The 21206-nt window shown below is 56.6% G+C and carries 20 protein-coding genes; 16 read left to right on the top strand and 4 right to left on the bottom strand.

Translation table 11 applies throughout. From position 1 onward, the window contains the following. Positions 1–120: 120 nt before the first annotated feature. Positions 121–642, top strand: a complete 522-nt coding sequence (locus HG15A2_RS24240; RefSeq protein ID WP_218932101.1) for a PH domain-containing protein — start codon at positions 121–123, stop codon at positions 640–642. A gap of 119 nt (positions 643–761) precedes the next feature. Here the strand turns inward: HG15A2_RS24240 and HG15A2_RS19255 are convergent, their stop codons facing one another. Together HG15A2_RS19255 and HG15A2_RS19250 are read right to left on the bottom strand one after the other, a co-directional pair. Continuing rightward, positions 762–989, bottom strand: coding sequence for a type II toxin-antitoxin system RelE/ParE family toxin (locus tag HG15A2_RS19255; RefSeq protein WP_145062390.1), 228 nt, complete (start codon positions 987–989; stop codon positions 762–764). Further along, on the bottom strand, positions 990–1226 hold the full coding sequence (locus tag HG15A2_RS19250) for a hypothetical protein (RefSeq protein WP_145062388.1): 237 nt from the start codon (positions 1224–1226) through the stop codon (positions 990–992). Positions 1227–1304: 78 nt separating this feature from the next. Between HG15A2_RS19250 and HG15A2_RS19245 the strand changes: the two genes are divergently transcribed. Both HG15A2_RS19245 and HG15A2_RS19240 read left to right on the top strand, forming a co-directional pair. Beyond that, complete coding sequence (locus HG15A2_RS19245; RefSeq protein ID WP_145062386.1) at positions 1305–2480, top strand: TIGR03032 family protein; 1176 nt, start codon at positions 1305–1307, stop codon at positions 2478–2480. 88 nt (positions 2481–2568) lie between these two features. Then, positions 2569–3318 carry a sulfite exporter TauE/SafE family protein gene (locus tag HG15A2_RS19240; protein ID WP_145062383.1) on the top strand — a complete coding sequence of 250 codons (750 nt, stop codon included), beginning with the start codon at positions 2569–2571 and terminating at the stop codon, positions 3316–3318. 46 nt (positions 3319–3364) lie between these two features. Here HG15A2_RS19240 and HG15A2_RS19235 read toward each other — a convergent pair whose 3' ends face one another. Continuing rightward, on the bottom strand, positions 3365–4438 hold the full coding sequence (locus HG15A2_RS19235) for a hypothetical protein (RefSeq protein ID WP_145062381.1): 1074 nt from the start codon (positions 4436–4438) through the stop codon (positions 3365–3367). Positions 4439–4648: 210 nt separating this feature from the next. On the opposite strand from HG15A2_RS19235, the gene HG15A2_RS19230 reads away from it, so the two are divergent. The 10 genes from HG15A2_RS19230 (at position 4649) to HG15A2_RS19185 (ending at position 17207) form a co-directional block, all read left to right on the top strand. Then, positions 4649–5647, top strand: a complete 999-nt coding sequence (locus HG15A2_RS19230) for a sugar phosphate isomerase/epimerase family protein (protein ID WP_145062379.1) — start codon at positions 4649–4651, stop codon at positions 5645–5647. Positions 5648–5861: 214 nt separating this feature from the next. After that, the gene (locus HG15A2_RS19225; protein ID WP_145062377.1) at positions 5862–7223 is read left to right on the top strand and encodes a hypothetical protein; all 1362 of its coding nucleotides are present in this window, start codon (positions 5862–5864) and stop codon (positions 7221–7223) included. A gap of 111 nt (positions 7224–7334) precedes the next feature. Further along, positions 7335–7712 carry a DUF2780 domain-containing protein gene (locus HG15A2_RS19220; RefSeq protein WP_145062375.1) on the top strand — a complete coding sequence of 126 codons (378 nt, stop codon included), beginning with the start codon at positions 7335–7337 and terminating at the stop codon, positions 7710–7712. A 152-nt stretch (positions 7713–7864) separates the two neighbouring features. Then, positions 7865–10312 (top strand): ATP-binding protein, encoded by a 2448-nt coding sequence (locus HG15A2_RS19215; protein WP_145062373.1) that lies wholly within the window; start codon positions 7865–7867, stop codon positions 10310–10312. 242 nt (positions 10313–10554) lie between these two features. Next, entirely contained in the window at positions 10555–11112 is a 558-nt protein-coding gene (locus HG15A2_RS19210) for a hypothetical protein (RefSeq protein ID WP_145062371.1), read from the top strand. A gap of 26 nt (positions 11113–11138) precedes the next feature. Continuing rightward, complete coding sequence (locus HG15A2_RS19205; RefSeq protein WP_145062369.1) at positions 11139–11816, top strand: hypothetical protein; 678 nt, start codon at positions 11139–11141, stop codon at positions 11814–11816. 257 nt (positions 11817–12073) lie between these two features. Further along, positions 12074–14296, top strand: coding sequence for an AMP-binding protein (locus HG15A2_RS19200; RefSeq protein WP_145062367.1), 2223 nt, complete (start codon positions 12074–12076; stop codon positions 14294–14296). A gap of 214 nt (positions 14297–14510) precedes the next feature. Then, positions 14511–15332, top strand: coding sequence for a hypothetical protein (locus tag HG15A2_RS19195; protein WP_145062365.1), 822 nt, complete (start codon positions 14511–14513; stop codon positions 15330–15332). Positions 15333–15376: 44 nt separating this feature from the next. After that, entirely contained in the window at positions 15377–16309 is a 933-nt protein-coding gene (locus HG15A2_RS19190) for a tyrosine-protein kinase family protein (RefSeq protein ID WP_145062363.1), read from the top strand. Between the two features lie 70 nt (positions 16310–16379). Continuing rightward, positions 16380–17207 (top strand): ExeA family protein, encoded by an 828-nt coding sequence (locus HG15A2_RS19185; protein WP_145062361.1) that lies wholly within the window; start codon positions 16380–16382, stop codon positions 17205–17207. Between the two features lie 113 nt (positions 17208–17320). On the opposite strand, the gene HG15A2_RS19180 is transcribed toward HG15A2_RS19185, so the two are convergent. Next, on the bottom strand, positions 17321–18121 hold the full coding sequence (locus HG15A2_RS19180; protein ID WP_246117793.1) for a metallophosphoesterase family protein: 801 nt from the start codon (positions 18119–18121) through the stop codon (positions 17321–17323). A gap of 179 nt (positions 18122–18300) precedes the next feature. Here HG15A2_RS19180 and larB point away from each other — a divergent pair, with 179 nt between their 5' ends. The 3 genes from larB (at position 18301) to HG15A2_RS19165 (ending at position 21145) form a co-directional block, all read left to right on the top strand. Then, positions 18301–18987: a nickel pincer cofactor biosynthesis protein LarB gene (gene larB, locus HG15A2_RS19175; protein WP_246117792.1), complete on the top strand. Its 687-nt coding sequence runs from the start codon at positions 18301–18303 to the stop codon at positions 18985–18987. 39 nt (positions 18988–19026) lie between these two features. After that, positions 19027–19905 carry an NAD(P)H-hydrate dehydratase gene (locus HG15A2_RS19170; RefSeq protein ID WP_145062357.1) on the top strand — a complete coding sequence of 293 codons (879 nt, stop codon included), beginning with the start codon at positions 19027–19029 and terminating at the stop codon, positions 19903–19905. 451 nt (positions 19906–20356) lie between these two features. Continuing rightward, positions 20357–21145: a helix-turn-helix transcriptional regulator gene (locus HG15A2_RS19165; RefSeq protein ID WP_145062355.1), complete on the top strand. Its 789-nt coding sequence runs from the start codon at positions 20357–20359 to the stop codon at positions 21143–21145. Positions 21146–21206 lie beyond the last annotated feature (61 nt).

Genomic DNA, 21206 nt, shown 5'->3' with positions numbered 1-21206 from the left:
AAATCAACCGCCTCACCCCTTTCGCCTGAACGACCTCCTGAACCAGCAACGATTCCTTGCGACTTCTGCTCGGAACCAATCTTAGCGAGCGCGAAGAAGTGCAAACACTGCGGTGAATTTTTGGATGCAGAACTCAGGAGAGCAGCTTTAGCTGCGACTGCCGCCGCGACTGTCTCCCCTGCTGCAACAGCCCCCGCCGGGAGTTCGCCAGAGCAAGAATTACTTGTGACTCATCCCAAGATATTCCGCAACAAGCCCGTTGCCTTTTCATTGGTTGTGCTCATGATCCTAATTCCCCCCATTCTGTTTGCATTTCTTGAAACTCCTAATCTTGGCTTGCTACTAGCCCCAATCCTGGGAGTTCTGATTCTGGCAATCTGGTACCTTCAGGCGATGACGACCACTCTTATAGTTAGCAATCGACGAACAACGCTGCGTAGAGGAATCCTTTCAAGAGGGACTCGTGAAGTTCGTCACTCGGACGTACGACTATTAGAAGTTCAACAGTCGCTGTTTCAGCGCATGATGGGTACTGGGACACTCTCAGTTGCGAGTGCTGGGCATGGGGAAGTGGAAATCATGGTATCAGGGATTAAAGGCCCAGCGCATGTGAAAGACACCATAGACGGCTACCGAGGATAATCGTGTAGCACCGACGCTTCCTCCGCCAAATACTTTGGCACTTTGTAAGATCTTCCCAGAGAGACCGACTGCTAATAGCCCCGGGATCCATGTTTCAGTATTGTGAGCCGGGGTTATCATCAGATGCCACTCCGTGGCAATAAACCTGTCGGAACGTGTAACTCAAGAGTTTTCGCGTAATCTGTCACAAGCGAGCAACGCTCGGGCATTCTCATGAGCGTCTTGATCGCTTTATGAATTCCCACGTACCACCGAGCGGCTTGCTCAGCCGAGCGATTCTCGGCCCACCAATCGTGAGCCGCCTGAAGGTCGTCCTTAGCAGGTTCAGTGACAACGACCCGAAACATCTAGGCGTCCGCAGGAATGTTGTTTTTCTCACGGAATTCGCGATCTAACTCATTAAAGTCCTGCACCTCTCCAGCTTTCCAAGCGTCGACACCTGCTTGAATCGCTGCGCGTTCTTGCTCAGCCCAGTCCAAGGAATCGAGTGCCTTGCGGATAATCTCAGCCGGATTAGCATTCTGATTAGTCGCTGCTCGTTCTTGCAGCCGGGTAATCAGGTCTTCAGGTAGTTCAATGTTCATGGCAAATCCTCCTTCCGATAGACTATCATACTCAACAGGTTCTACGAAATCTCTATCTGATTTTCCACAATATGATTCATGAGCGATTCCCCCCAACCCATCAACGAATCACCTGAAGAAGCGGCCCCCGCAGACCCCACAACCGAACCCCTGCGCAGTGTCCACACCACCAGCTTCCCACAGGTGCTCGACGAACTCGGTTGCTCGGTCCTCGTAACCACCTACCAAGCCGGTAAGCTGGTTGTCCTTCGCAATGATGGCGGCGTACTCAACACGCACTTTCGTAATCTGCACAAACCGATGGGGCTCGCGCTGTCGGGTGGGCGCCTTGTTGTCGGGTGCAGTGTAGACGTGTGGGAGTTCCACAATGTGCCAGCGGTGTGTGCGAAGCTCGATGAGAATGAGGACTACCCCGCCAGTAGTGCCAAGCACGACGCGTGTTTCTTGCCGCGCCGCTCGCACTGCACCGGCGACATTCAGATTCACGAAATGGCGTTTTCCAAGGGGGAAGGAGGAAGGGAAAAGGAGGAGGTAGACTTGGTCTTCGTTAACACGACGTTCTCCTGCCTCGCAAAACGCAGCGAGGAGAATAGTTTTACCCCAGTCTGGCGGCCTTCGTTCATCGATTCCTATATCCCCGGTGACTGTTGCCACTTGAACGGGTTAGCGACACTCGACGGGCGAGTGAGTCACGTCACGGCTCTTGGCGAGACCAACGCGCCAGGCGGGTGGCGAGAGAATAAGCGCAACGGCGGATTGCTAATTGATGTCGACTCGCAAGAAATTCTGCTGCGTGGCCTGTCGATGCCTCACTCGCCGCGTTGGTACAACGGGAAGCTCTGGCTGCTGGAAAGTGGCGAGGGTACCATCGGCACCGTCGATCTAGCGAGTGGCAAGTACGAGCCAGTCGCTCAATTCCCCGGCTTCACGCGCGGGCTATCGTTCATCGGACCACTGGCATTCGTGGGGCTTTCGCAGGTGCGTGAGTCGGCCGTGTTCAGCGGCATTCCACTAGTCGAACGGCTCGAAAAAGCCGAAGAACGTAACTGCGGCGTGTGGGTTGTCAACATCGAAACGGGCCAAACCGTTGCGTTCTGCCAATTCGAAGAGGGCGTGCAAGAAATTTTTGCCGTCGAAGTGCTGCCCGGCATCCGTTTCCCGGACCTCGTGAACCACGATCCGAAGATTGTCGGTAGCGCGTATGTGCTCGACGACGCCGCACTGGCCGATGTGCCCGAGGATTTGCGGAGTTAGTTTATTTTAGCACGACTCTCCGAGTCGTATGTTAGCGGCCAATGACCAACGACTCGGAGAGTCGTGCCACACTATTTTTCGAGGCAACATGCAACCTTGGCACTGGGAACTCCTGCTCATCCCCGTGGGCTTTGCGGCCGGCGCGATTAATACCATTGCCGGAGGTGGGTCGTTTCTCACTTTGCCGGCGCTTATGTTCTTCGGTGGGCTCGACGGGCAAATCGCCAATGGCACGAATCGCGTTGCCATTTTGCTCTCGAACATTTCCGCGACCACCACTTTTCGCAAACATGGTCATTGGGATAGCCAGCTCACGTGGCGATTGGCTTTACCGGTGCTGCTCGGCACGATCCCCGGAGCGTGGATGGCTGCCAGTCTTGATCCGCTCTTGTTCAAACGGGCCTTCGGCGTGTTGTTCTTGTTGATGGCGCTAGTCGTGTGGCGAAAGCCGCAGCTCTTGATGGAGGCAGACCGCCAAGCAATCGAGTCGCCTGTACTGGAAGCAGGCATGTTTTTCCTGCTCGGCCTCTATGTAGGCTTCATTCAAGCCGGCATGGGGCTACTGATGCTCCTGTGCATCGGCTTATTCCACGCGCGCGAATTGGTGAACGCGAATGCCGTGAAGAATGCAGTTGCCATTTTCGTCACCGCAACAGCGCTGGGCGTATTCATCTACTACGGGCAAGTGTGCTGGCGACCGGGGCTAATCATGGCGGCGGGCAATCTAGCCGGCGGCGTGTTCGGCGCGAAGCTCGCCATGAAGAAGGGGGAAAGCCTTGTGTTCGCGTTTCTCATCATCGTGATGGTCGCCACGGGACTGAAGATGCTGTTGGGGTGAGCCTCGCTCCATTCGACCTACCCTACGAGACGCTCTGTTGCTGCCTTTACTTACTCGCCCGCGGACTATCGCTCCCAAATTGTGTGATCCAATAGAACGGCACCCCGTTCTCGTCGACACGCATGTCGCCAGTGAGTCGTGCTTGCCGTAGCACGAGATCGATCCCGCGGCGGATGAGCATTTCTTTGCGATCGATTTTGATGGGAATCTTCTCCGGCACGATCTTGCGGCGAGCGAGCACGTACCGATCGTAAACTAGCGGTATCCCAGCATGTGGGCCAAGCGCCTGGAGTGTTTCCTCCAATTGAAAGCCGTTGATCTCGATAGCTGTTGAGCGATACATGTTCGGCGCGAGCTGCTTCCCGATCGCGTCGCTCTTCCATCCCACGGGCCAATGCTCGAGAGCTCGCTGATCGGCGGGCAACTCGAAGATGCGAAGCTGCAATTCCCCGCCGCGTGGCTGCTCAGGAGCCATTCCCAGTGAGTGCTCGCGCAGAAATATTGCCAGCGTGGTCCCTAATGAAAGTTCTGGCAACGATACCGCCTCGGGGGACTTGTCGTCTAACTGCCACTTGATATTGTTTGGCACTTCCACAGAAAGTCGAGTTTGCTTGGCGAGCGAACTCAATAACGCCCCCGGCGAGACTTCCTCTTTAGGGAGCGATACAGGATTTGAAAACGCATTAAACACCCTCTCAAACTGCGCAGCCGTCAGCCCGAAGCGTCCGCGGTCTACGCTGTTGTGCTTCTGCTCCAAAGGCAGTTCCTGAAAAAACTGCTTGAGTGCGACGGTTTGGTGGTCGGTGAATTTCCCGCCTGGAAGCACTAGGCGACCTCGGGAGTCGAGTACAGCAGTTACGTGGTAGCGTATCGTGCGTTCGGTCTCCTCCGTGCGAATGCCTACCTGATCGGTCCCCCGCGCACCACGAATGCGCACGCGCGCCAAATCGCACTCGCCAAGCACCTTTGCCCAACGCTGCATCTGGGGCCCCGAACCGGGGTCAGCCACCACTTCGATCTCAATCGGCAACGCCGCCAGGACAGGGCAGGGGAGCGCGAGTAGCAGTAGTAGGGTCCGCTGTGCGTACCAAAAGTGGAGTTTGAGATTGGGAGTTCGCATTGCTTAGTCGATTCGTCAAACTATACGGGTCAGTTGAAGTATAGCATTCTCTTAAGGAAGCTCTCCCTCGTTCCCACGCGGGAGCGTGGGGACGAGTGCTGAACGACTCATGGAGCAAGTGGTTGCCAGTCCTCAGGATTTTGCGACAATGGCCTGCCTGTTAGAAATACCGATTCACTAGAATATTCACGCCCCGCAGGAGCCCTCATTATGTCTCGTCCCGTCACACTGTTCACCGGCCAGTGGGCCGATTTGTCTTTGGATGAGTTGGCCGGGATGGTACGCGGGTTTGGGTACGACGGGTTGGAACTCGCGTGTTGGGGTGATCACTTTGAAGTCGACAAAGCGGTTTCTGACGACGGCTATGTCGATCAGAAACGTCAGCAACTACAAAAGCACGAGTTGCAATGCCATGCGATCAGCACTCACTTGGTCGGTCAGGCGGTGTGCGACACGATTGACGCCCGGCATCAATCAATCCTTCCGCCGTACGTGTGGGGCGACGGCGATCCGGCCGGAGTGAACGCTCGCGCCGCTGAGGACGTGAAGAATGCTGCCCGCGCGGCGCAGAAGTTGGGCATCGGTATCGTCAACGGTTTCACCGGCTCAGCAATCTGGCCGTTGCTCTATTCCTTCCCGCCGGTGCCTGAGAGCATGATCGAAGAAGGCTACCAACAGTTTGCCGATCGTTGGAATCCGATACTCGATGTGTTCGGCGAGTGCGGCGTGCGATTCGCCTTGGAAGTCCATCCCACCGAAATCGCTTTTGATTTGCACACCGCCCAACGGGCGCTCGATGCCATTGGCAATCGCGAAGAGTTCGGCTTCAACTTCGACCCGAGCCATTTGATCTGGCAAGGTGTCGATCCGGTGGAATTCATCCGCGCGTTCCCAGATCGCATTTATCATGTGCATATCAAGGACGCGATCGTCACGCTGGATGGTCGCAGTGGCATTTTAGCGAGCCACTTGAACTTTGGCGATCCGCGTCGCGGCTGGGACTTCCGTTCGCCCGGTCGTGGTGGCGTAAACTTCGAAGAGATCATCCGCGCGCTTAACGCCATAAATTACCAAGGACCGCTATCGGTCGAGTGGGAAGACATCGGCATGGACAGGGCTCACGGTGCTGCCGAAGCGGCGGCGTTTGTCAAAAAACTTGATTTCGCACCCAGCAACGTCGCGTTCGATGCCGCGTTTGCTGATGATTAGTGAGTTGGGAAGTTAGGAGAATAGTGCCGTAGGGTGCCGTGAGCTCCGCGAAACGCACCAACAACAAGCGGAAGCAGCATGGTGCGTTTCGCTGCGCTCACGCACCCTACAACTAGCCGCAGAGCGATTCTCCGGCGACTTGTTCATTCGCGGCTAGGGGGAGACTTGCAGCGTGCTGTAGTTCGAGCGTGGATTTCGCGTGGTATAATTGGTTATGCTCGTACTATTGCCACGGCTACTCTTGATCTTAGCGTTACTCTCGGTTGCGGTTCACTGCGCTGTTGCTGAAACGCAACTTCGGGTGGCGGGTGACCTTTATACGCAAGTAAATTCTGAGGGCTCGCAGGTTCCTCCCGTAGTAGAGAACGATCTGGCGCTAACTCAGCTTTCAAATCTGCTGGCGGAAGAAAACGTTGGCGAGGCCCTGCAGTTGGCCACGCGAGTCGTCTCGCTTGATCCCGACAACGCCATAGCCCGTCGGATGCTCGGCTATCAACTTGTGCCCGGTCCCGACGGAACGGAACATTGGTGCGGTGGCTACGCGGCACTCATGTACGAACGCGGGAACCTGTGGCATGAAGAGTTCGGCTGGATCAAGGCGGGAGATCGCGATCGCTGGGAAGCGGGCGAGCGCCCTTGGGGAAAAAAGTGGATCACACCCACCGAAGATGGAGAGCATCACGCGACCATCGCTCGCGGCTGGACGGTACGTACCGATCACTTCCACGTTACTACCAATCACAGTCGCGAGGCCGCCGTAGACTTGGCCACGCGATTGGAAACACTCCACCAGATTTGGCGGCAACAGTTTGGCGAGTTCGATGTGTCTGCCCGCGAGTTGCAAGCGCGCCTCGACGGCAAGCAGCCAACTGGCTATCGCCGCAAGCCGTTTAAGGTGATCTATCATCGCACGCGTGATCAATACAATGCCGCGTTACTAAGACGCCAGCCACAGATTGCTAAGACCCTGGGGATTTACTTTGATCGAGAACGCGAAACGCATTTCTTCGCCGGCGAAGACCAAGACCCAGGCACGATCTATCACGAGGCCGTGCATCAGTTCTTCTTTGAGTCTCGCAAGGCGAATAAGAATTTCGCACGTTTGGCGAACGCCTGGGCGACAGAAGGTGTGGCGTGTTACTTTGAGTCGTTGGCGAGGGGCGAGCGTAACGGAGATTCCAGCATGTACACTCTTGGCGGTGCCGAAGCAGGCCGCCTACCAGCCGCTCGGCATCGCCGGTTAGTTGACAATTACTATGTGCCATTGGAAGAACTATCGTCCCTCGGCATGCTCGAATTGCAGCGACGCAAAGATTTGCCCAGACTCTACAGTCAGTCAGCGGGACTGGCGACGTTTTTCATGGAGTACGAAGGCGGCAAGTATCGACCGGCATTCCGTGAACTATTGGCTGCCATCTATGCGGGACGCGACGAGCCGACTACCCTAGAAGCCGCCACGGGCGTTTCGTTTGAAACGTTGGATGAACAGTACCGCGAGTTTCTGGCCTTAACGAAATCGCTACAGCAAAAAACGAACCACGAAGAGCACAAAGATCACAAAGTTGGAATTGACTAGCAATTCCACTCTCGAAGCGTCAACGGTAGGAAACGGAGTCTTAGTGTCCTTTGTGACCTTTGTGGTTAGTGCTATTGGTTATAGGTTAGGATTCGAGAGACACTATCAGCTATGTCCGACCTCATTGCCACCATTGTTGACCAGCTCGGAGTCACTGACGAACAGGCCGCCGGCGGTATGGGAGCGATTCTTTCATTACCCGTCGAGCGACTTGATCGCGACGATCTTGTGACGCTTGCCGACGCAATCCCTGGGTTCTCAGACATCGTTGGCAAGTCGCCGGTGTTCGACGCGGCGGTTCCTCACTGGCTTGCCACGCTTAGTCGGTGGTGTGGCGGGCTCGGTGCGATGCGCCAGGTAGGCCCAGTATTCAGTTCTCTCGGGCTCACATACGATCTGATCGACAAATTCACTGTAATCCTGCGCGAGTTTCTCGCTCACCAGCCGAATGAGAAGGCTCTGCGCACGCTCGAAAAAGCGTTAAACTAAACATCTGCCTGTACTCGTATTCTCATGTCATTCCGACGGGAGGCTAGCCGACCGAGGAATCCGGCCCCAACTCCGGTTCGGACTCGATTCCTCCTCCGCTGCGACGGCCGTCGGAATGACATGAATTCTCCATCGACGAGCCACCAACAACGATGACTTCCGAAAAAAAGCCAACCAACACGCTCATTACCGAGAAACTAGGCGAGTTCTATCTCGGCAGGAAGCACAATCTGTCCACGGGAGAAACGTCTAAGACAGACGTGCTTTACGATAGCAAAGACCTCACTACGCACGCGGTCTGCGTGGGCATGACGGGTAGCGGAAAGACCGGACTCTGTTTGTCGCTGCTCGAAGAAGCGGGTCTCGACGGTGTGCCCGCCATTGCCATCGATCCCAAGGGCGATCTGGGCAACTTACTGCTTACCTTTCCTGACTTTAAGCCGAGCGACTACGAGCCGTGGGTCGATGCGAGTGATGCCCAACGCAAAGATATTACGCGAGAGCAGCTTGCAGAGAACACGGCCGAACTATGGAAAAATGGGCTAGCGAAGTGGGCTCAAGATGGTGAGCGCATCAGACGCTACAACAGCGCAGTCGAGAAAGTCATCTACACGCCAGGCAGCAGTGCAGGGGTGCCACTCACAATTCTTAAATCGTTCAATGCTCCTCCGCAAGCAGTGCTCGACGATGGCGACGCCTTCCGCGATCGCGTGCAATCGGCAGCATCCGGAATCCTCGCGCTGTTGGGCATTGATGCGGACCCTGTGAAAAGTCGCGAGCACATCTTGCTTTCCAACGTGTTGAGCCACGCTTGGCAAGAAGGTCGCGATCTTGACCTGCCCGCGCTCATTCAAGAGATCCAGCAACCGCCCTTCAAACGCGTGGGCGTCGTCGATCTGGAATCGTTCTTCCCGGCCGACGATCGATTGGATCTGGGAATGCAGCTGAACAACCTGCTCGCTTCCCCATCGTTTGCCAGTTGGTTAGAGGGCGAACCTCTCGACATTCAGAAACTACTCTATACGGACGAAGGCCGGCCGAAGTTGTCGATTCTCTCGATCGCGCATCTGAACGATTCCGAGCGGATGTTCTTCGTCACGATTCTGCTCAACGAGATGCTCAGTTGGATGCGATCCCAGCCCGGCACTGGCAGCTTGCGTGCTCTACTTTACATGGACGAAGTGTATGGGTACTTCCCGCCCACCGCGAACCCGCCGAGCAAGAAGCCGATGCTCACGCTGCTCAAGCAGGCGCGTGCGTTCGGCGTGGGATGCGTGCTGGCTACGCAAAACCCGGTAGATCTTGACTATAAGGGCCTCTCGAACGCGGGCACGTGGTTGCTGGGACGTTTACAAACCGAACGCGACAAGTCTCGCGTGATGGAAGGACTCGAGGGAGCCTCAGCCCAAGCGGGTGCGAAGTTCGACCGCGGCAAAATGGAAGCGACGCTTGCGGCCCTTGGTAGTCGCGTGTTTCTGATGAACAACGTGCACGACAATGCGGCCGTAGTGTTCCACACACGTTGGGCTATGTCGTACCTGAGCGGGCCACTCACGCGCAACCAAATCAGCAAGCTCATGGCGGATACCAAGGCCAAGCTAGCCAAACTGGCCGCTGCCGCCGCGCCGTCTGAGGAAGAGCAGCGTCAAGCCATCAAGGCAGCTGAGCGCGCGAAGTCTTCGCGTCCTGTGATCACAGCCGACATCCAACAGCAGTTTTACGAAATAGCCGAGCGCCGCCCTCAGGGTGGGGCGCTCATCTATCGCCCGGGGCTCTTGGGCCTGGGGCAAATGCACTTCGTGAAGTCGTCGGTGGATGTCGATCAGTGGCGGGACTATGCGACACTACAAACCGTCCACGACGAGCTGCCTCGTCCGCCTTGGGACGGTTCCATGGTGTTCTACCAACGTCCGCGGCTAGAAGACGAGCCACAAGCTGACGCGGCCTTTGACGATTTGCCATCGGAGATGTCGCAGGAGAAAAACTACAAGGGCTGGGAACGCGATCTCAAGGACCATCTTTACCAATCCGAACGCTACACGATCTTCGAGTGCGAGCCACTGGACGTACGTAGCGAGTCGGATGAGAGCGAAGCCGATTTCCGCATTCGTATTACCCAGCAGGCTCGCGATCAGCGTGAAGAGGAGAAAGAGAAAGTCCGCGAGAAGTTCTCTAGCAAACTCAAAAGGCAGCAGGCTCGGGTGGACAAGGCTCGCAGCTATCTCGAAGAACAAAGGTCGCAATCGTGGGCGAAAATGTTTCAGTTTGTGATTGTGCTTATTGAGTGGATCGCCTCGCTATTCGGCGGCAGCAAGTCTCGCCGCAGTATTTCCAGCAGTGGCAGCCAAGCAAGCCGCGAGCGTTCCCAGGCCAATCGAGCCGAGGCGAAGCTCATGGATGCGGAGGACGAACTCGAGGAATTGGAGCACGACCAGCAGGTTGCCCTAGAGGATTTGGACATCGAGTACCAACCCAATCGCCTGCCACTAGAGAAGATCGAGATCGGCCCGCGTAAGAGCGATATCGCCGTGGATAGGCTCACCCTCGTGTGGCTGCCCTTCTGGAAGCACGTAGACGGCCGCGTGACGGCGGCCTATTGAGCTGTGATCCCCGGATGAACGCGGTTCAGTAGCTATCTTTTGTCAACGAACCGCCCGGATCGTTCGAATTATCGGTGGATAAAACCACGGAAATTTGATTGATTAGTACGATTTGTCGCCTTCAAGAAAATCGCAAGGTTCACTTGTCCGACCGATTTCTTACAGCCGGAAATCGGTTGATTACGCTATACTGCTTGTTATTCATTGCAGTATTTCATTTGACGATTATCCTGACTAGTTTTATGTCCGCTTCTGCTGCCGATTCATCGGCCATTCTCCGCAATTTGATAGCCGTTTCGTGCCTGCTGGTATTTGCACTCGGCTGCAGCAACGGTGTAGTGAGTCAGTTAGAAGGAGAATGGGTCGGCACGCCACAACCGACCGCTGGAGAAGAGGCCAATGTCAATACTCCGCAAAGCGACTGGCAAAAGTATGACGTAGCCGTTGAGATTCGCTTTCTTAGTGACTCGCGCGTGGAACTCACTATGGAGGGCCGCCCGGATACGATTAAGGCGGATTGGCGCGTTGTCGAGCAATCTCCGGCCAGTTTGTTGCTGGAATTTGCCACTGAGCCCGCCAAGCCGGCACTTGTCGATTCAGCAGAACAAGATTCTTCAATCAAGGAGAAACCGCAGCCCGTGCTTCGCCGCTTCGAGCTGCTCCCGAGACTTGAAGAGGATAAGCTTGTCGGATTTATCTTCAACGAAGCCCGTGCCGAACGCCAAGTCGGCGAGCTCTATTTCGTCCGAAAAGGCAAAGAGACGAAAACCGAAACTGTAGCCAATCAATCCACCAACTAATCACTCCCCTCCTGCTTGCTCCCACGATGACAGACCGCGAACGTTGGATCGTTTACCCGCTGATCTTTTTTGCCCTTGGTGCCGCCATTCGGGACAAGTTGTTCCGCCATGTTGCTTCGAAAGAAGTCGTCTGCGAACGACTCGTCGCAGATGAAATTCATTGCATCGGTGGAATCAATTGCCGGAACGTGATGGTGGTCGATCGCGACGATCCACGACTTGTACTCGTCCAGTTGGGGCAAGGGGTCAAGCAACCGGGGGATGGGGGCGATGCGAGCAGCCTAGGACTCCTCGTCCTGCGAGACAGCAAGGGGGAAGCCATCTGTGGCGTGACCAACGATTCCCTCTACGTGAAAAGCGTCGTGTGCGAAAGTGCTCAGGTCGTTGCCTCTCGCCAAAGCAAAACGCCGCTCATTCAACTTGGCAGCGTCGCGGCACATGACAACCGGACCGGCAGGACGGGCGAAGTGGGGATCTTGTCGGTGAACAACCAAAGCTACTACGGCGCTCCGGGACAGCAATTCACCCCGATTGTACCCCGCCCTCAGCCAACCCAGCCTCAGCAGCCCGGTTCACCACAACCTAATACCGACATTCCCGCCCCTGCCGAAACAAGTCCCGATCCAGAACTACCCAAGACAGAAGACGCGCAAGTTCCTGCGGAAGAAGATTCGGCAAGTCAGTCCCAGAACCTAGAGAGGTAACACTCTGGCCCATGCTGTTCAAGGAAATCGCCTCTTCAGAGAGTACCTAGCTAGGATGGACGGAAACCACAGCTAGTAACTTTGAATTTTCTTGACCCAATATTCGCTTGGTACGTTGCACTGGCCCTTAGGCTACGCTTACCCTAATAGCTTGCGACGTGCATGGAATTGTGATCGGCGTCAAGCCGTCCTGAAATGGAAGCCCAGGAAAAGGAAACGTTGAAAAGGAAGTCCAGCAGAGTAATTTGGCCAGTCCCATGGCTTATCAACCTCCCTATTCGCTACGAACCAGCACCATGAGCACGGCCAACGCAACGCTTGACGCGCCGCAAACCCTCACCGGTCTGCTCGTCCAGCGAGCCAAGCAGCATCCACAGCGTGTTGCCTATCGCTTCGCTGGCGACTCAGGCGAGGAAATTGTGTGGACCTACGGCGATCTCGACGCCAAAGCTCGATTAATCGGGTCCGAACTGCAGAGGAAGTACCAGCCGGGCGAGCGTGCCATGCTGGTCTATCCGCCCGGCTTGGAATTCATTGCCGGGTTCTTCGGGTTGCTTTACGCCGGCTTGGTTCCCGTACCGGCCACCTATCCCAAACCGCGTCGTCCGTTACCCAGGCTCGACGTCATTGCCGAAGACTGCACACCCAAAGTGGCGCTCACCACCGCCGATGCGCTGGGGCTCTTGAAGCTAGATGAACAATCCGAGACCGTGCGAACTCTCGATTGGTTGCCGACCGACACTCAAGTAGAGGTCACAACAGCATTCGATCTCCATCATCCGCAAGAATCCGACGCAGCATTCCTCCAATACACTTCCGGATCGACCTCCCAGCCGCGTGGGGTAGTGGTTTCGCATGGCAACGTCATTCACAATCTGTTGACCATACGCGAAGGGTTCGGGCTAGACGACGGACAACTTGATCAGCCAGTCCAGGAGTGTTGCTTCTGGCTACCTGCCTACCACGATATGGGACTGATTGGCGGAGTTCTGACTCCCCTGTTCGTTGGTGGTACCAGTCGATTGATGGCACCGGCAGCGTTCTTACGAAGTCCGATAGCCTGGCTTGATTCGCTTTCCAGTAGCGGCGCTTCGATTAGCGGCGCGCCGAATTTTGCTTACGATCTGTGTGTTGAGAAAACCACGCAGGAACAACGTGCCGCGCTCGACTTAAGTCGCTGGGATATTGCCTTTTGCGGTGCCGAGCCTATTGACGCGGGCACGATTGAACGCTTCGCAACAGCCTTCGCGCCAGCCGGATTCCGATCGAGCGCCTTCTACCCCTGCTACGGACTTGCTGAGGCAACTCTTCAAGTTACCGGAGGCCAGCGAGATAAAGAACCGATCGTGCTGAACGTAAGCCGCGAAGCGCTCACCCGTCGCAAAGTCGTATCCACACAGGGTTCTGCCGAGGCGAATGACACGAAGCAACTTGTCGGTTGCGGTCGTGCCCTCGGCGATCAACAGGTGCTCATCGTCGATCCAGCAACTCAAACCGAGCTACCTCTTGGCGAGATCGGTGAGGTCTGGGTCAGCGGCAAATCGGTCGCAAACGGTTACTGGGGACGCTCGGTCGAGAACTGTTCCACATTTGCGGCTACTCTCGCGGGCTCCACCGACCCGTTCGTGCGCACCGGAGACCTAGGATTCTTCAATGTGGGTGATGCTGACAATGCCCAGGCCGAGAGCGACCAGCCTGAACTATTCATCACGGGCCGCATCAAGGATGTCATTATCATCCGCGGTCGCAATCATTACCCGCAAGATATCGAGCGAACCGCCACCGATTCACATGTTGCGGTAGACACTGGCGCCGCCTTTGACGTTGCGACCGACGGTAGCGAGCAACTCGTTGTTGTGCATCAAGTCCAGCGCGAACATCGCCGCGGAAATCTCGACGAAGCTCTCCAGGCCATTCGGACAGCTATAGTCCAGCAGCATGAAATCGATCCGCACGCCATCCTACTCATTCAACCAGTTAGCTTGCCGCTCACGACCAGCGGCAAGGTGAAGCGCTCCTACTGTCGCGAACTGTACCTTGAGGACGGCTTCAAAATTCTAGCCCAATGGCGGTCTACCTTGGCTGCATCACCATTGAGCGGCTCTGTCGGGAGTGGGCAATGTGGGCATGCCGCCGCACCGAAGCCAGCATCCTTGGAGCCCGACTTTCTGGATTCGATCGGCACCATGCCGCCCGAGGAACTTCACGCTGCAGTCACAACTTGGATGCTCGCACTGCTAGCCACCAAAGTTGAAGCCACCAACTGCGAAATTTCCGGCGATACGCCTTTTGCGGAGCTGGGTATGGATTCGATGACGTCCATCGAGCTCAGCCTAGAATTCGAGCGAGCCCTCGGCCTGCTCCTCACACCTGACGTCGCCTGGAGCCACCCCACGCCGGCTACGCTCTCGAAGTTCTTGGCCGAGCAATTGCAAGCCGCCCCGCGAACGCCGGCTGATCTTTCTCCTTCGGTAAGCTAGATTTCCCGCCGCGACGCTCCCGGATCGCCTGAATTTCTTGAACTTCTGCTAGCACCTCGCCGTTCTTTCTGCCTCCATCCTTCGGCAACCCTCAAGGTCGGCCCAATCGTTACCGATACTCTCAAGGTGAGCCGCCTCTGGTATGCGCGGACAGTGCTAGCAATTGCTAAGCGGCCTTCATCACAAAAGGTCGCGCAGCGAGGGAAGCTTCAACTTGAAACCACGCACAACGACTGCCGCTGATTCTACCTCCGTTGGTGATGCCATAGAGACGGCTCGCACCAGATCGCTGCCAGTGCTCGCGCGCATTCCACGAGTCGGCGACGCTCCGGTTGCTGTAGGCTCTCAATCGAATCCTACATTGTCGGGGCACGCTGTGTCGGAGACATTGCGGGCCGCCGAAGCGGTTGCGGTCAGTGCGCCATTGGAAGAACCGCAACCTTACTCGCTTCCGAATGTGAGTATTGCCGAGTCGCTAGACATCGATCCATCGAGCGAACGGCGTGCGTCCAAAGAACGCCGCTGTGTGAGCGAGTCTTCCTCTGGTGGGCAGCAACACACTCCGAAGGTCACACTCGCCAGTCGCATTTTCAGGATGCACGAGGCGATTATGCCACATTCTGGCCTCATCATGGCGGCGGCATTGCTGCTTGCGGCAGGTTTGCTGGGATGGCTGAATGCGAACAACGGGGAATACGACGGGCCCCCTTTGGCGACGGACTACGTGGCCAACGATGGCTTCGATTTAAACTACCAGCCGCAGTGGACTACCGAGCCCAAACAAGAACAGCCAGTCTCATCTGAGGCAAACGAACCGTTCTCGCCTAGCTTTGTACTTGCGGAGCCGAAAAAGGCAGCACCCAGTGCAGAACAGCCCGCTGGTGCAACTGCACAAAACGCAACGTTGGCACCCTTGCCACCGGCCGATCCGAGCCAGGGCTACGCTTCGACCGGCTACTCGTCGGACTATCTTTCCGGCGTACGCATTCGTACGGCCACGGAAATGGCACAACGACCAACACCGAAATCACGTTAAGCGTTTAGATCATTCGTCCAAATAATCACGCAGCGACACGCATCATGAGCACCCTCGATCAAGCGTTTATCCGTGCCTATCAAGATCGCACCGAGCAGTCAGCCCGAGCCGTTGAGCCGACACCGACACCTGTAGCGGCACCCGTGCCATCATCTGCCGAGGCGACATTCCCGGCCACACTGCCGCTAGCGCCGCCACCTCAACGGGTTGAGCGAACCGAGCTGCCGGCAACGGAGCGCAAGCCGCTTTCCTCGTTTGCACCACAACCCAGCACGGTCGAAGCGAGGTTCCAGCCCGGGTTGGAAGTCGATGCGTTTGCGTGGTCCCCAGTCTGCGACGAACTTACCTCTAGTGGCGCACCACACTGGCAGCAACTTCACGAAACACTTGCGGTAGCCACAGACCAGGGCAGGACCGTCGTCGGCATTGCTGGCACCTCAGAAGGCGTCGGCTGCACGACGCTACTACTGAGTGTTGCTCGTACGCTTACCACTGCTGGAAAATCAATCGCCATCGTTGACGGCAATTTCAGCTCGCCCGGCCTTGCATCGCAACTGGGATTGGAAGTCGATCTCGGTTGGGAGAATGTGCTCTCGGGAGAAACCCCGCTGGCGGAAGCTACCGTTGCATCGATCAACGATGGCATTACACTCTTGCCGCTAGTACGTGGCGGCTTACGCGCGGCTGCTCAGCTTGATTCGATTCACACCTCAGTCACCGCTGGCGTGTTGCGCTATCACTATGATCTGGTGCTCGTAGACCTCGGCTCGCTGTCAAACGTGCAGCAAGCTGGCTTCGCAGAAACGATTGCCCGCCAGTGCCGACTCGACGCAGCCTTGCTCGCCACACCCGACGCTGCCGCGACCATTGCCAACGCCGGACAGCTCGATCGTCTCACGCCTAGTATCGCCGCAGTCACACTCGGCACACTAGAAAACCAAGCAACCAGTTCAATTCCGTTGGCCGCAGCCGGTTAACAGGCCTGGATGCCATCGAATCGAATTGCCAGTCCCTCATCCCAAGAACGCACAATCGAGAAGCCAAAGAATGTACCAAGACTACTGGCAACTTGCAGCGAAACCTTTCGAGCCGCGTTGTGACGAAGGCTTCTTCTTCTCGTGTGCTTCGCACCAAGCCGTGCTGCACAAGTTACGATACGCACTAGAGAGTCGGCGCGCTGCCGCTTTGCTCGCTGGTCCCACCGGTGTGGGCAAGACCCAGCTAATTGCTGAGTTGCGCAGGCAGGCAGGCGAGGCATATCGACCGTTCGTAGAAGTCGTGTTCCCACAAATGACCGAGCGCGATTTGCTAGTGTACTTGGCCGAACAACTTGGCGCCCCACCGGCGTCCGATCCGCGTTACACGGTCGAGGAAAGTTTGCGGCGTTTGAACTACGTGCTCAATACCAATGCCCAGCAAGAACGTCACGCCGTCGTTGTGATTGACGAAGCTCACCTGCTCGAAGATACAGGTCTGCTGGAACCGCTACGTTTGCTGCTCAATCTCAACGACGCCGGCCAACCGCTGTTTACGCTACTACTAGTCGGCCAGCCGGCTCTACTACCGGCCATTGCTCGCTTCGGAGCACTGGAAGAACGCCTCGATGCGAAGGCAACCCTCGAACCGCTCGACTCGGAAGAAACCTGCCAATACATCGAGCAACGCCTGCAAGCGGCCGGCGCTTCGCGAGAAATCTTTGCCGTTGATGCCTTATTAGCCGCCCACCAACTCACAGGCGGCGTGCCCCGGCGGATCAATCGTCTGTGCGATCTGGCGTTGCTGGTTGGTTTTGCCAATGAGCGCCCCACTATTGATGCAGAAACACTGCAAGCGGTACGCGACGAGCTGGTCGGCACCACGCCGCTTGCGGCTTAGCAGAGCCCGCCAGCACGTCCAGGGATTACTCACGTCTCACGATGTCTCACACGTTCCTTTAACGCCGCTAAGCCGCAAGCGATATGAGTGCATTTGAAGGAATCGCCTGAAGATCAAAATCGCCCCCGCCGGCGCTCCTTACTCGGTAGCACTTCTAGGCAAGTAGTCCACCAACCGGTGAGAATAGCTTCTACGAATTCTTCGGGAAGTTGCTCAGCACGCATTTCGCGTGCGAGCAGCTCTTGATCGTACGCTACGGGAACGAACTTTGCGCTCACGATGTCATTCGCGACTTCCAGAAGGGTATACCAAACATTCGTCGTGCCATCATTCTCAGGACGTCCGAGTACGCCGACGTTCACAAACTGCTTCCCACTGGCGAGTTCTCGTTGCCATTTGATTCCCGTGTGCGTTACGAGCATGAGATCCGCCTCATACTCAGCGGCCAGCGAGTCGAGGAAGTGCGTGCTCGTCGTGCTCTCCCAAAGAAACTCATTCACTCGCCGTGGACTACCATGGCAGAGCAGGGCAGTACGACCACCCAAGTCCAATCGTCGCGTCGGTGGTAGCGTGCGCATCCAGGCCTTGTGATCGGCCGATGTGTTCGCCAGCGTGTAATCGTAACTCAGTTGCGCGAAGTGATTGTCGCGTGGGTCCGTATACCCGCACTGGCAATCCTCCAACTCGTTGCCAATCGAATCGTCGTAGTTGCCCTGCAAGCAAGCCACATTGTTCTCACGCAGCAATTCGAGCGCGCGATCCGGGTAAGGCCCAAAAGCACCAAAGTCGCCCAAGCAATAGACGGCATCGACACCTCGGTTGCGCGCATCTACCAGCGTCGCTTCCAGAGCCAAATAGTTGCTATAAACGCCACCGAAGAGCGCGATGCGGGTGGTATTAATTGAAGATGACAAACAGTTCGCCCCATAGGAATAGTCGTGAGTAGCCCCCAGCGCAGGCCGTGGGGTCGCCTAAGATAAGTGTACCAAACCTACCTAATGCCTACTGTGTTACGCCCCACACTTCAATTCGCTACACTCTAGGAATGCCACGAGACGAATCCAAAAAAACTGACCAGAAGGCTACCCTCCAATTGGCAAGCGCCTCTATCGATCTCGACCGCACCCGCCGCTGCGGATTCCCAGAGGTCATCTACGGCGAGGGGAAAACGGCCGAAACCATCGCTCAGATCGCTTCGGAACTACGCAGTCGCGGCGAGCGCGTGCTGGCAACTCGAATTGATTTGGCAAAAGCAAACGAGATCTCGCAGCTGCTGCCAGAAATGATGTACGATTCCACGGCCCGCACCTTGCGAATCGGAGACGATCTGCCGGACGCCCAGGCCAAAGGCAACGTCGTAGTGATCTCTGCCGGCACAAGCGATTTGCCCGTCGCTGAAGAAGCCCACCAGACGCTCCTTTGGATGGGCGCACGTGTGAGCATGGTCCACGATGTGGGCGTCGCCGGCCCGCACCGATTGCCTGAGCGGCTCGCAGAATTCGAGAACGCCGATGCGCTAGTCGTCGTAGCCGGCATGGAAGGCGCACTACCCAGCGTCGTTGGCGGCTACGTCGCCTGCCCGATATTCGCTGTGCCGACGAGCGTAGGCTACGGAGCCAACCTCGGCGGCATCGCGGCATTGCTCTCCATGCTTAACAGCTGCGCGAGCAACGTCGCCGTGGTGAACATCGACGCCGGCTTCAAAGGCGGGTATCTAGCTGGATTAGTAGCAACCCAGAAACACGACTCAATGCAGGGGCAGGATGCCCCGGCGCACTAACTGAACCCTGCCCACTGCCGACTACTCACAATATTCACTATGCAAAACGCCACCGACCAACCCCTACCAACGCTCCCCCAACGCGACGCTGCCGCGCACAAAGGCGACTTCGGTCGCGTGCTGGTCATCGCTGGCTCGCGCGGAATGGCGGGTGCGGCCGGCCTTTCCGGCATGGCGGCGCTGCGAGGTGGCGCAGGATTGGTGACCGTTGCTTCGCCGGTTGGCATTCAACCCACCGTCGCCACGTACTCACCTTGCTACACCACGATTCCGTTGATGGAAGACGAGTACGGCATTGTCGATCTGGCCAACGTCATGGAGCTAGCCGGCGTGCGCGAACACTACGACGCGTGGGCCATCGGCCCCGGTCTGGGGCAAAGCGAAGGCGTCACCGAGCTCGTCGGCCAACTCTACCGCGACGTGCCGCGCCCTCTGGTGCTCGACGCGGACGGCTTGAACGCGCTAGCACAACTGCTTGAACGCGCACCGCAATTGATGGACGCCCCCGCCGGTCCAAGAATCCTCACGCCCCACCCCGGCGAGTTTGCTCGCCTCGCAAGTAGCGCGGCACCTCATTCCCAAGAGGACCGCATCGCTAGTGCCATCGACTTCGCCAAGAAGGATTCCAGCGGCAACACCATCGTCGTCCTCAAAGGCCAAGGCACCGTCGTCGCAGACACTCAGCGCTATGCCGTGAATGAAACCGGCAACCCAGGGATGGCCACCGGCGGTACAGGCGACTGCCTGACAGGAGTGGTTGCCGCGTTCGCCGCGCAGGGGATGCATCCGTGGGAAGCCGCTCGACTAGCGGTACATGTCCACGGCAGAGCGGGGGACCTAGCGGCAGACAAACTCGGCGAGACTTCGCTCGTCTCTAGCGACTTGCTCGACTTCCTGTCTCTAGCAATGATGCTCTAGCGGCGGGTGTGCACGCTGACGAAAGACAAGGGCTAATAGGAAGTGACCGTCTCTGGCTATGGGCGTGAGAAAGTAGGAAGATTCGATGCCTGATCAGATCGCTAGACACGCTTCCGCCGCGTAGACAACGTGAGCAGCCCAAAGGTGGTAAGCAACAGTGCCAGTGCCGTTTTGCCTAGCCGAAAAGTAGTTTGAGCTAAGCCACCAGAGGAGATTGTGCCTCTGGTTTGCTATTCGTGATTTGCACAGTAAAGAATCTGATTCGCTGGGTAACTGTGTAAAGTCATCGACACCGCTGCGAGTTAGCACAAACCGCCATCTGTATCGGTTGATGCAGTCGCCAGACGGAAGTAAATGGCAAAGCTCGCGTCGGTTTGAATTCCTCGGCTAGTTGCAGGTGGGAATATCCCGGTAGTTGACGTGCAAGCAATCAGGCTTACTCTATGTCACTATGGATTTCTCGCCTGTAGTTTTTGACAAGCTGGTCCAGCTTTGGGACGATTTGGAAGCATTTGCTCCCAACGAAGCTTCCGCAGCAAATGCTCATCTCATGAAGACGCTTGCCGATTGGCTTGAGGCCGACTTCGCCTATTGGTGTGGGCTGCTGCGCGTTGCTCATGGCAAATTCGCGGCCCAGGATCCGTTGGGCGGTTGGCGCGTGCGCGTCCATGAGCCTTACAAATTGCCCGAGGTCTACCAAGATAAACGGGAAGAACTCCTCGAAAATCAGCACCTTGCAGAGACGGTCGGTGCTGCTTCGATTGCCATCATGCGCGAGGCAGGCCAATTTCGCATTCGCCTGTTACGCGAATTAGTCGACCTCAGCGAATACGAGCAGTCCGAGCATTTTGAGAAGTATCAAATGCCCTATGGCCTGACTGATCGGTTGTATGTAGTTACGCCAGTGAACGACGACACGGAGTCTTGCTTCTGCTTTGAGCTTGCCGGCGGCGATAAACGATTCAATCAGGAGCAGGCCAATCTCGTCGGCACCGCAATACGCAGCGTGCGTTGGTTTCAGCGCAGGTTGTTTCTAAGTCATGGGCTGTTGGTTGGCGACGAGGTGCTTAGTGACAACGAGCGTTCGATCGTGCTGCTGCTCTTAACCGGGAAAACGGAAAAAGAAATTGCGCAGGACATCAATCGAGCACCTTCCACCACGCACAATTATATCACCGGCATCTACCGGAAATTTGGGGTTAATAATCGTGCCGGCCTGATGTCGATCTGGCTGGGATAGCGAATAATAGCTTACCAAACGACTCTGACAGTCTAAATAGACTGATAGATTGTCGCCGCTG

Origin of the sequence: Adhaeretor mobilis (assembly GCF_007741515.1) — a bacterium.
Lineage (GTDB): Bacteria > Planctomycetota > Planctomycetia > Pirellulales > Lacipirellulaceae > Adhaeretor > Adhaeretor mobilis.
The sequence above is the reverse complement of the archived record's forward strand: the minus strand, read 5'-3'. Positions and strand labels throughout refer to the sequence as shown.

What these genes read in the sequence shown, in the direction of transcription:
- HG15A2_RS19255 (WP_145062390.1), bottom strand. Translation starts at nt 989, where the DNA reads ATGTTTCGGGTCGTTGTCACTGAACCTGCTAAGGACGACCTTCAGGCG.
- HG15A2_RS19250 (WP_145062388.1), bottom strand. Translation starts at nt 1,226, where the DNA reads ATGAACATTGAACTACCTGAAGACCTGATTACCCGGCTGCAAGAACGA.
- HG15A2_RS19245 (WP_145062386.1), top strand. Translation starts at nt 1,305, where the DNA reads ATGAGCGATTCCCCCCAACCCATCAACGAATCACCTGAAGAAGCGGCC.
- HG15A2_RS19240 (WP_145062383.1), top strand. Translation starts at nt 2,569, where the DNA reads ATGCAACCTTGGCACTGGGAACTCCTGCTCATCCCCGTGGGCTTTGCG.
- HG15A2_RS19235 (WP_145062381.1), bottom strand. Translation starts at nt 4,438, where the DNA reads ATGCGAACTCCCAATCTCAAACTCCACTTTTGGTACGCACAGCGGACC.
- HG15A2_RS19230 (WP_145062379.1), top strand. Translation starts at nt 4,649, where the DNA reads ATGTCTCGTCCCGTCACACTGTTCACCGGCCAGTGGGCCGATTTGTCT.
- HG15A2_RS19225 (WP_145062377.1), top strand. Translation starts at nt 5,862, where the DNA reads ATGCTCGTACTATTGCCACGGCTACTCTTGATCTTAGCGTTACTCTCG.
- HG15A2_RS19220 (WP_145062375.1), top strand. Translation starts at nt 7,335, where the DNA reads ATGTCCGACCTCATTGCCACCATTGTTGACCAGCTCGGAGTCACTGAC.
- HG15A2_RS19215 (WP_145062373.1), top strand. Translation starts at nt 7,865, where the DNA reads ATGACTTCCGAAAAAAAGCCAACCAACACGCTCATTACCGAGAAACTA.
- HG15A2_RS19210 (WP_145062371.1), top strand. Translation starts at nt 10,555, where the DNA reads ATGTCCGCTTCTGCTGCCGATTCATCGGCCATTCTCCGCAATTTGATA.
- HG15A2_RS19205 (WP_145062369.1), top strand. Translation starts at nt 11,139, where the DNA reads ATGACAGACCGCGAACGTTGGATCGTTTACCCGCTGATCTTTTTTGCC.
- HG15A2_RS19200 (WP_145062367.1), top strand. Translation starts at nt 12,074, where the DNA reads ATGGCTTATCAACCTCCCTATTCGCTACGAACCAGCACCATGAGCACG.
- HG15A2_RS19190 (WP_145062363.1), top strand. Translation starts at nt 15,377, where the DNA reads ATGAGCACCCTCGATCAAGCGTTTATCCGTGCCTATCAAGATCGCACC.
- HG15A2_RS19185 (WP_145062361.1), top strand. Translation starts at nt 16,380, where the DNA reads ATGTACCAAGACTACTGGCAACTTGCAGCGAAACCTTTCGAGCCGCGT.
- HG15A2_RS19170 (WP_145062357.1), top strand. Translation starts at nt 19,027, where the DNA reads ATGCAAAACGCCACCGACCAACCCCTACCAACGCTCCCCCAACGCGAC.
- HG15A2_RS19165 (WP_145062355.1), top strand. Translation starts at nt 20,357, where the DNA reads ATGGATTTCTCGCCTGTAGTTTTTGACAAGCTGGTCCAGCTTTGGGAC.